This window comes from Streptococcus infantis (assembly GCF_047465035.1).
GTDB lineage: Bacteria > Bacillota > Bacilli > Lactobacillales > Streptococcaceae > Streptococcus > Streptococcus infantis_T.
Window position 1 is genome coordinate 1 of sequence record NZ_JASHAQ010000030.1, and the last position, 11,472, is coordinate 11,472.

Sequence of the window (11,472 nt, forward strand, 5' to 3'; positions counted from 1 at the left end):
TAATCAGGTTTTTCTTTGTGAAACATAGGGATTACCTCACAACTCTTCTTACCTCTATTATACGACTTTACACAAAGAAAAGCCCTTAGAAACTTGAGTTCTAAGGACTTTGTCTTCAATCTGAAAGACAAGGCTTATAAACCTTGTCTTTAATACTATACCGGCGGCCAACAAACTAGCGTTAAAATAAGTTAAAATAAATAACCAAGAAACGATTAAATCAAGATATTATCACACGCTAGTTAGTATTGAAATTGAGGAAATTGACCAGTGGTTGACCAAATAAATTTTAAACTTTTGCTTTAATTTTATAGTCTTTAAATTTAATAATCACAATTTTTTATACATAGTTCGATATCGTGTTCGGCGCAATCGGTATAGTCCAATATTCATTCTCAAAATTGGTTTAAATAGCGTAGTCTTTTAAACTAATTTTGTGAATCAAAAAAATCTTCCTATTTGTAATAAGAAGATTTTTTTATTATTCTAATTTTTTCTACGTACTGTTACAAGTCCAAATGTTCCAAGAATTGCACCGAGTACCAACATTGTAACACTTGATGACTCTCCTGTATTTGGTAATGTTTTTGCACGTTCTACTCGTGAATAAGTTGATTTACTTGATGCTTGTTGTTGACTTGTGTAAGTCTGACCTTTTGTGATAACATTTCCTTTGTTATCAATAGTAACGTTTTTATCACTTGCATAAGCTTTATTAGATTTATCATTATTAGCTTGCAGACGATCAACGTTCACTGGTTTTTCATAAGTAGCTGGTTTTGTTTCACGTACAACAACATTTCCTTGAGCATCGATAGTCACTTTTTTACCTGCATCAAGAGCTTTCTTCAATTCGTCAACATTGACAGTAGGGAGTGTTTCAGCAACTGGTGCATCTTTAGGGACAGCGACAATTGTTCCGTCAGGAAGTGTTTTCACAATGCTATCTTTAGCATCTTCTTTAGCAAGTTCTTCAAGATTCAATTCAGGAAGCACTTCAGCAGTTGGAGCACCTTTAGGGATAGCAATTACTGTTCCGTCAGGTAATTTGGCAACAACATTTTCTTGAGCTTTCTCTGCAAGGTCAACGAGTTCATCGTAATCTGTTTGCAAGTCAACCAACTTAGCATATTCTGTACGATACGCAGACAACAAGTCTTCAAGAGTAGACTGTGCCGTAGTGAATTCAGCTTTTGCTGTTTCAAGTTTAGCTTCAGCTTTTGCTTGAGCGTCTTGAGCATTTGCTAGAGCAACTGGTGCGTCCAAATATGCTTGCAAGGTTTCAGCCAATTCTTTGGCTTCTTTTACGAGTGCATCTTTTTCAGCAAGAAGTTTTGTAACTTGTTTGTTCAAGTTGTCTAGTTTAGTTTCTTGGTCTTCAAGTTTAGCTGAAGCATTCTCAAGAGCTTGTGACGCAATTGTTTTAGCAGTTTTAGCTTCTTTAAGTGCGTCTTGAGCTTTTTCAAGAGTAGCTTTCTTGTCAGCTAGACTTGCTGAGAAGTTAGCGACTGCTTCATTTGCTTGAACTTCACGTTTCTTAGCATTTTCAAGAGCAATGTTTGCCAAACGTAGGTTGTTTTCAGCAACTTGGGCTTGGAGTGGCGTAGCCATTGCGTCTGCTAAGACTTTTTCAGCTTCAGTTTTCAAGCTAAGTGCGCTTGCGTAATCAGTTGAAGCTGTTGTCAAAGCATTCTTAGCGTTTTCTGATGCAGTTTTAGCTTGTTCAAGGTTTGATTCCGCTGTTGCGACTGCTTTTTCAAGAGTTGCGATGTCGGTTTCTTTGGTGATTGGAGTTTCATCATTGTCACCAAATGTTGTAACCATCCAATATTTACCATTAATGTTAGCAATTGTGATTGCGACTGAACTGTCAGCGTGGTTAGACAAGTTGTTTTCTAGATGTCCCCATTCTGAGGGTTCGTCTTCAAATGAAGATAATTCAAATGAACGTTGAACTGCGTATTTTAAGTCATACATTGTTTTGTATTCATCATGGGTTCCCATTGGTGTTAGATTTTCTAAATTACCACGGATGTGACCAGCGACATCTGGGTCAAGGGCACGTTCTTCATATTTTTTAGCAACAGATTTTGAGTAATCTAATGTTTCTTTTGAAACATAAGCCTTTTTACTTGTATTATAACCAAAATTATGGTTCAACTGAGTCAACATTTTAGCGTAGAACTGACTGATTTCTACCAATTGGTCATCAGTCAAGTTATTCAAATCAACTGGACGATTTTTATCAGCTTCGCTGATTTTAATGGTTGATGCACTAGCCATTTTGACAGCCATACCACGCATGACCATACGGGTTGCTTCGTTATTATTTGATCTCCACAATTCGTAAGCGTCTTTGTATGTGATGTCATTTGATTTTGCACCAATTTTATCACGGAGACTGTCAGAAATGTGGAATGTTGGATTTTGAATATCTACGACATCAACATTTTTGAGTGCGTCTTGAGCTTTTGTTAACTCGTCTTGAGCTGTTTGCAACTTAGCGTCTACTGATTCAGCATGTTGGTTAGCTGTTGTCAATTTTTCTTTAGCCAATTTGACAGCATCATTTTTAGTATTTACATCAGTTTCAGCTGATTTGATAGCATCTTCACGTGCTTCATCAGCTTTTTTTGCTGTCTTGAAAGCATCTTCAGCTTCAGCGACTGTATCTTCAGCGTCTTTAACGCCTTTTTGAGCGTCTTTTAAGTCGTTTTCAGCTTGAGTAAGTCCAGTTCCGTCAAGTGCAGATTCTGCATTTGCGACTGTTTGTTTAGCTGTTTGGACATCTTTTTCAGCTTGGTAAAGATTTTCTTTAGCTGTTGCCACGTCTGATTGCTTTTCAGCAAGAACAGTAGTCTCAGCTTTGATTTGTTCGTTTGTAGCTTCAGTTGCTTCTTGGTTAGCAGTCTGTGCTTCAAGGTTCTTAGCTTGAGCATCTTTGACTTCAGCAACTTTTGCAGGTGTTACTTGAGAAGCAATTGCTTGTGCATCGTTAACAGTCTTATCTGCATTAGAATATTCTGTTTCAATTGAAGCAACAGTAGCTTCTTTTGCTTGAACATCAGCTTTAGCTGTTTCAATCTTAGCTTCAGCGTCTTTCACAACACCTTTTTGAGCGTCAAGAGCAGGTTTCACTGTAGAAGGCGCAGGAACTTCACTCTTTTCAAGTGGTTTCACTTGTGACTTAGCAACAAGAGCAGGTTCATTGACAGCAGTGTCAGTAGGTACTGAAGTAGCTTGAGCTTCTTGAGCAAATGCAGGCGCACTAACTGATGCAAGCGCAATAGCTGTTGAAGTTGTGAGGGTTTGCAGTTTCTTCATCAATTCTCCTTTAAAAACTAATAAAGTGAGCTTTTTTATAATTTTACTACACTATTCTAACATTTTTCAGTGTAATATGCAACACTTATTTGATATACAAGTGTAATTTGTGCTACTTATTATTTATAATTTTTATCTTTAAAATAATAGTTGAAGGTAAACAATTATGAATCAAAACAACTTACAAACTTTTATTGCAAAAAGAATTAGATATTTACGACTAACAAAAGGTTTAAGCCAAGAAAAACTTTCCGAATTAGCTGGCTTAGGCTCGAAACATATCCACAACATAGAAAACGAAAAATATAATTTTCAAATACAAACGTTAAACAAGATCATCACAGCTCTTGAAGTAGATGAAAAATCATTTTTTAATTTTGAGTTCCCAGAAAAGAGTAAAGAAATTGAAAATATTATCAATAAACTTGAACAAATAGCAGAACCACAAAAAACAGATATAATTGATGCAATAGCAACCCTATTAAACAACATAAACAACCGCTAAAAATTTCAGCGGTTGTTTTTTACATATCTAATTTTTTCAAATCTGCGCTCATTTGTTCAGTAGATATCATAGTTTCTTCTACTTTCTCTTCTGATTCTCTAAAATATTCTTCATCAAATTTTACAAAATCAAATCCAAATTTGAATAAATTTTTGTTGTTCTTTCGATATCCTAATCGTTCATCTTGCTTTCTTTGAATCTTATCTAAACCATTAACAAATTTTGAAACTTGTTCAAGTATCATTCTTTGTTCTTCCTCTAAATAATGTTCTAATACTTGCCCCTCTTCTTGTACTACTTCATTCAAGAAGTTCTTTTGTATAATACTTGTTCTATATTCTCTATAATCAGCATTCAAAAATAAATTTGAAGTCTGATAAACCTGAAGCCCTAGCGAATCTTCTGTCTTCTTGTTATCAAAAATAACATCTACATATACTCGTTCTGCAAAATCAATTATTCTATTATCTAATTTTTTCAAACAATAGTTTTTTTCAATAAAGAATTCTTGAAATAGTCTGTAAAATTTTTCTTCCACTTCATTTTGATATAGTCTTGAAATAGCTTTAAATAAATTCTTATCAAAAATATCAAATGCAACAATACCATCAGATAAGTCTGCTTCGATTTCTTTTTTAGCTAATTCACTTGAAAACAAGACAGACTCTTTCAAAACTTCAAGCATATTTGATTTCAATTGTTGCTCTCTAATTGTTTTAAAATCAGATGTGCTGATAGATTCAAAAATAATTAAATAAAAGAGACTTGGAAGCAATTTCTTCCAGTTTTCTTCATTACCCCATAACAATTCTGAAACACTTACATTCATATTCTTAGCAAGCAACTCTAAAATATTGTCAGACAAATGAGTTCGACTATCTTTCATTAATCGACTCATTTTTTGTTTAGCTGTGTCTTTGTTTCCGCCGTAATATGCAAACATATCAGATACTTCTCCAATTCTTTCGTCATGCAGAAACATATACCAATAATATTTTTTCCCTTGTTGTAACTGTTCATCTTTAAAATTTTTAACCTTTGCAGGTACTGCATCAATCGTTGCACGTTTTAGAAATTCAATAGTATGTATATACATTACATTACCTTCTTTCATTTTTTTATGCTTAGAGTATAACATAAAAGATTGTACAGTGCAATCTATTTTGTGATTTATTTTTTTGTTACCTATGTACAACTATATCTTCACTTATATATACTGATTTTTAAGTTACACAATTAAAATAGTTGTATAAAACAATCTAAAACTGTCGTCTATTTTCTTTCAATTACATGCATCGTTTTTTATGATACACTGGTCTTGTAAATGATGAATCACTTAATTTCATTTATTCAGATTGAAAGAATAAGATTGAAAAGTTGTATGGATATATTTTTTATAAATTTGTTTTTTGACCAATCGACAGTCAATCTTAATCTTGATAAACTGATAATGTAAATAAAGAACGTTCAAATATTTACAAGAAATGTTTAACAGAAAGAACTAGCTTTAAGCTAGCAAAGGTAAGAAAAATGACTACTAACAATAATAATTTGATTCAAACAGGTTTGTTTGGAAGCAATTCAAAACAAACAGGTGATTCAATTGTAAACGACCGTCGTACTGCCCCAATGCTCACAAACATCTCAACTTGTGTAGCTGTAAGTGTTACAGAGCCAAAACCATTTTTCCCAATTGTTGGGTTTGAGAAAAACAGTAATGGTAAAAACGCCCCAGTCTTTTCAGAACAGTCAATCGGATATGAAGTATTCTTATCGATGCCAAGAGATGATGGTTCGGTTAAATTGATTAGTCTTGTTGTTCCAACTCTAGAGATTGCGAACAAGATTCAGTTTAGACATTTGTATCAGTTAGTCAATCCGCGAGGGCGTTATAAATATAAAAGTTTCGATGTCATCGAAGTTTGGGCTGAAGATGTCAAAGAAATTAGTTTAAAGTAGTGAGGAAATAGATATGAAAGATATTTATAAAGAATTAGATGATTTATCAGCTTTAGACCTGCCCATCGAACTACGAAAGATTTTATCAGCATACATGCGTTCGGAAGTTGAAGGACGAGTTTCATCTTTTGTGAATTTGAGTTTAGTTTACTCAAATGGTCGTTACACTGATTTTATTCGCTCGTATATGTTTTTTGAACTCATGCGCCAAAAGATGTTAAAAGAAATGGAAGAAATTTGTAGGTATTTATGATTCGGTATAAATTAAATAAAAATACGGGTCATCTGATGCCAACCTTACCAGGCCTAGTAACTCTACTCCAATTTTTTGGAGTTGGGTTACTATTTGGTGGTGGTATTATTCGATGGCTACTATTTAAAGGAACAGAGATTGGTATTTTTAGCAGTGAAGTACAGTTTGGTCTGAATTTAATAGTGATTGGAATAGCTGTCTTGCTCTTGGTTAATCTTTGGTTATTGATTCGGTTTGGTTTGAATTTATCAAAAATTGGTTCAGTATCTCTATACTACCAATTAAGGTTGATAGAACGACAAACACACAAGGCATTGTTGGATTCAGCAACGGCGAATCGTAAAGTTGGTAGCAAATTTATCGATGTTAGTAAAGCGCATGCGAGCTTCGAGAAGCTAAGCAGGCGCATAACGGTTAAAATTAAAAAATTAGCTGACCAGACTACCGACGATTTGGAAAAGTTTGCGGAAATGTTATCAGCTTGTTTAGTGGGTAAAAATCGTTCACTCATTGTTTTAGATTATTGGTTAAGTGAAGATAATACAGAATTTATCTATTTATTAGATGATATTGTCGAAGCGAAAGCAAGGCAGCTTAAACCAAAGAAGATAACTGAATTAAGACCAGTCAATGATTTTGAAATAACAGTTGAAAAAGGCTTGACCTTTTCATTTCTACGTTCTCCTCAGCTGTTATTGGTCGGAAATACAAACAGCTCAAAAACAACGTTTTTAAAATCAATGCTTGCACAAGTATTCATGTTCAATGAAGATGTTGATTTAACAATCTTAGATGTTAAATCTGAATTCAGTTCTTGGACTTTTCTTCCAAAAGGTGTGATTTTATCTGACAGTGAAGAAATTTTAGCGTATTTTGAAGAATTGTTGGAATTAGTTATTAAACGTGAAAAAGAAATTGCAAAATTATCAGCACGGGATGACATTACTGGCGCAACTTTTGTTAATTTCGGTAAAGAGATGAAAATGAAGTTGTGTGTTATCGAAGAGTATTCTGCGATGTTATCAAGTATAACTGATACTAAGATGAGAAAAAGGGTTCAAGATTTGGTCTTGTCTATCGTTTCGCGTTCTCGCTCTAGTGGTGTCTATATCTGTATCTGCATGCAACAGCCAAGGGCAGAGTTGCTTTCAACAGCAATACGGGATAATTTAGGTGTTCGTATCTGTCTATCAAATGGAGCTATTACAGACGAATTAGCTAGAATGGTCTTCGGAGAAACAGATAATATTGATAACAATGCGCCCAGATTTTCTGGGTATATCATGACAAACGATGGACAGTTTAGTAAACCTAGGAGATTTTGGAATATTAATCTACACGAACATGGTTTAGAAAAGATTAGTACATTTAAACGAGCATTTCTATATGGTCAACGATTAAGAAAGAAACGTAAATAATGGGATACTAGCATTCAGGGGGGTATAGTAATGACCCCCATCCCACCCCTTACGGGGTCAACTATAAAATAATTAAAAAGGAGCTATTTTACTATGATTCAATGTGATGTTGATGAAATTTCATTTGTTTTTTTACCTGATTTTAACGAGATGATGTCTGATTATGAAGCATTTGCTTCTAATATCTGTTTAAAAATTGATGAATTATTGGAATTAGAAAAGTACACAGTTAATTTCAAGTTAAATGAAAAAGGTTTTGCAGGCTACAATCATATTATCAATTTTGATGAATTTGAAATTTTGTTATGTTTTAACACGGACAGTCCAAGAATGGGAATTTTTCTCAAATTCTCAGGGCAAGGTTTAAAACATTATTTGAAACGACGCGAAGAAGATAATCAAAAAATTTCGTATCGTCAATTAGTTCAAAAATTTTTTGAATTAGAAAATTATTTTAGCGGTAGTTGTAGAGTTTCAAAAATTGATTTTGCGATTGATTTTAAAGATGAAGGTTTGAAAGTAAATCAGATTTATCAAGAATTAAATAAGTCAATAATAAAATCAAAATATGTTGACAGTGTTACAAATACAATTAAATTGAGAAAAAATCAGTCAAATGTCCGTACTATTAACACAAATAACAGAGCAGAAACGATTTATGTCGGTAGCAAAGCAAATAAAGGAAACTCACTACTGTTAAGAATCTATGATAAAAAATTGGAACAGGAGCAAAAGAAAGGCATCTATTATGACGAAGCCTTGAAATGTGATGATTGGGTGCGATTTGAAATGTCAATTAGGCAGTCTTACGCTAACCAAACTGGTTTAGATATTTTAAAATGTAGAAATGATAAAGAACTATCGAGCTTGATTTTTCAACGATTTACAGATAAGTATTTATTTTTCAAAAATGATGAATTATGGGATATTTCAAAGGTTATGTTGGAATATGTTTCAACTGATTTTGATTTATTGAGGTCAAAACCAAGAAGAAAAAATGATTTATTATCTACCTATATTTACTTATTGAAAAACAGCGGTTTAGAATCATTTCTATACAAGATTGATAAAATTTACGGCAAAGAAGCAATTCAGGAATTTTTCAAGCATGTTTTGATTCATTTCAAAACAAAGTACAAACCCTCACCAGACACGATCATTTTTCTAAATAATAAAAAAGATGAACTAATGAAAGAAAAAGAGCCGTGGCGTGTATTCAAGTAAGACGATGAAAGGAAAATTAATATGGGAGATAAAATCTCAATCAAAATAGACAATTTGGAAGTACAGTTGCCTACTTCTCATATTATAGTAGAAAAAGATGAATATCTTGATTTAAAAAACAAGGCTTCACAGGGGAAATATATGAGCTTATCCGAGGTTTTAGAGATGATTTCAGTATCTCGACCGTGGTTATTAGAAAATGTTCTCTATCGAGCAGATATTCGCTCAAAAATTGATATTGATAAAAACAGAGATGGGTTTGTGAAATATCCAAACAATCAGGGCGGACGGTACTACTTCTTAGCAAGCAAAACGAAACAATTTTTTGAAGAAAATTTTGCAGAAATCTTTAATTTATGATACGATAATCAAGATAATATCTTGGTTATCGTCTTTAGAAAAGAGGTAATCATGTCTGTTTCATTCAGAAAACGAGGTAAAAAGAATTTATGGGATTATAGAATTTTTGATAAAAATAAAAAGGTAGTTGCTTCAAATTCAGGCTTTAAGACAAAAAGAGAAGCTGAAATTGAAGCGCTAGCCCTGGAGCTAAAATTGATTAATGGTGCAATAATTGATAAAAATATTACATTCTATGCCCTTTGGGAAAAATGGTTAGAATTAACAGTTAAACCACTCGGAAAAGCTGACTCTACATTTAATAAACATTTATTGCGTGGTAAGTTTATCAAAGAATATTTCAAAGACAAACCAGCTTTGAAAATTAAAGCAAGCGAATATCAAGGTTTTATAAACAAGTACGCTGAAACAAATTGTCGTGACAATGTTAGTAGAATGAATGCGGAAATTAGAAATGTGATTGTATTTGCGAAACGAGATAAGCTTAATATAGAAGATTTTACTGAAGGTGTCATTATTTCAGGTCGTCCCCCTAAAAAAAGAAGAGATGAAAAATATATTCATAGCTTTGATGACTATCAAAAACTAGTAACATATTTAGAAAATAATCTTGATTTAACAACTTCAATTGTACCGTATCTTTTACTAATTCAACTAAAAACAGGAATGCGTGCAGGAGAGGTTGCAGGTCTCACATGGGATTGTGTGTTGTGGCAAAGTTCAGAGATCAAAACTTATAGACGATATGATACAGCTAGAAAACGGTGGGCAAATCCTAAAACTGAAGAATCAATTCGTACAATTCCTGTTGATAATGATACTTTAACTATTCTAAAAAAATTAAAACAAGAACAAACTGTATTCATTGAAAACGGTACAATTATAAATAACGAAAATATGATTTTAGTAGATTTGAATTATAAGATTGTAACAAATGCAGGAATCAATAAGCATCTAAAACAAATTTTAAAAGATTTGAAAATTTATCCTCAAACTATGACAAGCACAGGTTTGAGACACACGTATTGTTCAACAATGTTAGCAATGGGTGTTGATATTTGGGCAGTTTCAAAGTTAATGGGTCATCGAGATATTAAACAAATAACTGAAACTTACGGCCATCTTATAAAAGAAAAAGCAGAAATTGAAAACAATAAAGTTCGTTCAGTATTAACAAGTTTAGTTAAAAAAGAGAATTGTTGACCATAAGTTGACCAAAGCAAAAAGAAACATTGATTTAACAATGTTTCTTAATACTATATTATACCGGCGGCCGGGGTCGAACCGGCACGTCCTTGCGGACACTGGATTTTGAGTCCAGCGCGTCTGCCAATTCCGCCACGCCGGCAAATAGTAACTGGGGTAGCTGGATTCGAACCAACGCATGAGGGAGTCAAAGTCCCTTGCCTTACCGCTTGGCTATACCCCAATAATATAAAATAGGCGAGTGATGGGGATCGAACCCACGCATGCCAGAGCCACAATCTGGTGTGTTAACCACTTCACCACACCCGCCATAATTTTAAAACACGGGCAGTAGGAATTGAACCCACACTGAAGGTTTTGGAGACCTTAGTTCTACCTTTAAACTATGCCCGTAGTTAAGGTTATGGAAGGGGAGGGATTCGAACCCCCGAACCCGAAGGAGCGGATTTACAGTCCGCCGCGTTTAGCCTCTTCGCTACCCTTCCAAAATATTTAAATGGCGCGAGACGGAATCGAACCGCCGACACATGGAGCTTCAATCCATTGCTCTACCAACTGAGCTACCGAGCCTTATTGCGGGAGCAGGATTTGAACCTACGACCTTCGGGTTATGAGCCCGACGAGCTACCGAGCTGCTCCATCCCGCGTTAATGATAAAGGAGGATGTGGGATTCGAACCCACGCACGCTTTTACACGCCTGACGGTTTTCAAGACCGTTCCCTTCAGCCGGACTTGGGTAATCCTCCAACAAATAGTCCGTACGGGATTCGAACCCGTGTTACCGCCGTGAAAAGGCGGTGTCTTAACCCCTTGACCAACGGACCATATTTCAATGGGCACGAGTGGACTCGAACCACCGACCTCACGCTTATCAGGCGTGCGCTCTAACCACCTGAGCTACGCGCCCAAGTTTTAAAAACTTGGTAAATTGAACTATGTTCAAAGCGGGTGACGAGAATCGAACTCGCGACAACAGCTTGGAAGGCTGTAGTTTTACCACTAAACTACACCCGCTAAAATGGGAGTTAACGGGATCGAACCGCTGACCCTCTGCTTGTAAGGCAGATGCTCTCCCAGCTGAGCTAAACTCCCTTTAGCTAAGCGACTTCCTTATCTCACAGGGGGCAACCCCCAACTACTTCCGGCGTTCTAGGGCTTAACTTCTGTGTTCGGCATGGGTACAGGTGTATCTCCTAGGCTATCGTCACTTAACTTTGAGTAA

General features: G+C 34.8%; 9 protein-coding genes, 12 tRNA genes and 1 rRNA gene. 7 read left to right on the top strand and 15 right to left on the bottom strand.

Going from position 1 to position 11,472, the window contains the following annotated elements; translation table 11 throughout:
* Window positions 1-486: 486 nt before the first annotated feature.
* Window positions 487-3,324 (bottom strand): SEC10/PgrA surface exclusion domain-containing protein, encoded by a 2,838-nt coding sequence (locus tag QM406_RS09495; RefSeq protein WP_414274086.1) that lies wholly within the window; start codon window positions 3,322-3,324, stop codon window positions 487-489.
* 166 nt (window positions 3,325-3,490) lie between these two features.
* Between QM406_RS09495 and QM406_RS09500 the strand changes: the two genes are divergently transcribed.
* Window positions 3,491-3,829: a helix-turn-helix domain-containing protein gene (locus QM406_RS09500; protein WP_414274087.1), complete on the top strand. Its 339-nt coding sequence runs from the start codon at window positions 3,491-3,493 to the stop codon at window positions 3,827-3,829.
* A gap of 19 nt (window positions 3,830-3,848) precedes the next feature.
* On the opposite strand, the gene QM406_RS09505 is transcribed toward QM406_RS09500, so the two are convergent.
* Window positions 3,849-4,943, bottom strand: coding sequence for a hypothetical protein (locus tag QM406_RS09505; protein WP_414274088.1), 1,095 nt, complete (start codon window positions 4,941-4,943; stop codon window positions 3,849-3,851).
* 416 nt (window positions 4,944-5,359) lie between these two features.
* On the opposite strand from QM406_RS09505, the gene QM406_RS09510 reads away from it, so the two are divergent.
* From QM406_RS09510 to QM406_RS09535, 6 genes are all read left to right on the top strand, one after another.
* The gene (locus QM406_RS09510) at window positions 5,360-5,788 is read left to right on the top strand and encodes a hypothetical protein (RefSeq protein ID WP_414274089.1); all 429 of its coding nucleotides are present in this window, start codon (window positions 5,360-5,362) and stop codon (window positions 5,786-5,788) included.
* Between the two features lie 13 nt (window positions 5,789-5,801).
* A complete protein-coding gene (locus QM406_RS09515; RefSeq protein ID WP_414274090.1) occupies window positions 5,802-6,041 on the top strand; it encodes a hypothetical protein in 240 nt (79 codons plus the stop codon).
* A complete protein-coding gene (locus QM406_RS09520) occupies window positions 6,038-7,459 on the top strand; it encodes an FtsK/SpoIIIE domain-containing protein (RefSeq protein WP_414274091.1) in 1,422 nt (473 codons plus the stop codon). The genes QM406_RS09515 and QM406_RS09520 overlap by 4 nt, the downstream gene beginning before the upstream one ends.
* 93 nt (window positions 7,460-7,552) lie before the next feature.
* Window positions 7,553-8,683 carry a replication initiation factor domain-containing protein gene (locus QM406_RS09525; protein ID WP_375555372.1) on the top strand — a complete coding sequence of 377 codons (1,131 nt, stop codon included), beginning with the start codon at window positions 7,553-7,555 and terminating at the stop codon, window positions 8,681-8,683.
* Between the two features lie 21 nt (window positions 8,684-8,704).
* The gene (locus QM406_RS09530; RefSeq protein ID WP_375555373.1) at window positions 8,705-9,043 is read left to right on the top strand and encodes a DUF771 domain-containing protein; all 339 of its coding nucleotides are present in this window, start codon (window positions 8,705-8,707) and stop codon (window positions 9,041-9,043) included.
* Window positions 9,044-9,094: 51 nt separating this feature from the next.
* The gene (locus tag QM406_RS09535; protein ID WP_375555374.1) at window positions 9,095-10,246 is read left to right on the top strand and encodes a tyrosine-type recombinase/integrase; all 1,152 of its coding nucleotides are present in this window, start codon (window positions 9,095-9,097) and stop codon (window positions 10,244-10,246) included.
* 61 nt (window positions 10,247-10,307) lie between these two features.
* Here the strand turns inward: QM406_RS09535 and QM406_RS09540 are convergent.
* The 13 genes from QM406_RS09540 to rrf form a co-directional block, all read right to left on the bottom strand.
* Window positions 10,308-10,391 (bottom strand) — tRNA-Leu (locus QM406_RS09540).
* A gap of 9 nt (window positions 10,392-10,400) precedes the next feature.
* Window positions 10,401-10,472: transfer RNA gene (locus tag QM406_RS09545), tRNA-Gln, on the bottom strand.
* A 13-nt stretch (window positions 10,473-10,485) separates the two neighbouring features.
* Window positions 10,486-10,558, bottom strand: a tRNA-His gene (locus tag QM406_RS09550).
* Between the two features lie 13 nt (window positions 10,559-10,571).
* Window positions 10,572-10,642 (bottom strand) — tRNA-Trp (locus QM406_RS09555).
* A gap of 11 nt (window positions 10,643-10,653) precedes the next feature.
* Window positions 10,654-10,734: transfer RNA gene (locus QM406_RS09560), tRNA-Tyr, on the bottom strand.
* A 12-nt stretch (window positions 10,735-10,746) separates the two neighbouring features.
* Window positions 10,747-10,819, bottom strand: a tRNA-Phe gene (locus QM406_RS09565).
* A gap of 3 nt (window positions 10,820-10,822) precedes the next feature.
* A tRNA-Met gene (locus QM406_RS09570) sits at window positions 10,823-10,896 on the bottom strand.
* 10 nt (window positions 10,897-10,906) lie between these two features.
* A tRNA-Ser gene (locus QM406_RS09575) sits at window positions 10,907-10,996 on the bottom strand.
* 6 nt (window positions 10,997-11,002) lie between these two features.
* A tRNA-Glu gene (locus QM406_RS09580) sits at window positions 11,003-11,074 on the bottom strand.
* A gap of 9 nt (window positions 11,075-11,083) precedes the next feature.
* Window positions 11,084-11,157: transfer RNA gene (locus QM406_RS09585), tRNA-Ile, on the bottom strand.
* Between the two features lie 36 nt (window positions 11,158-11,193).
* A tRNA-Gly gene (locus QM406_RS09590) sits at window positions 11,194-11,264 on the bottom strand.
* A 5-nt stretch (window positions 11,265-11,269) separates the two neighbouring features.
* A tRNA-Val gene (locus QM406_RS09595) sits at window positions 11,270-11,342 on the bottom strand.
* 4 nt (window positions 11,343-11,346) lie between these two features.
* Window positions 11,347-11,462, bottom strand: a 5S ribosomal RNA gene (gene rrf, locus QM406_RS09600).
* Between the last annotated feature and the right edge of the window lie 10 nt (window positions 11,463-11,472).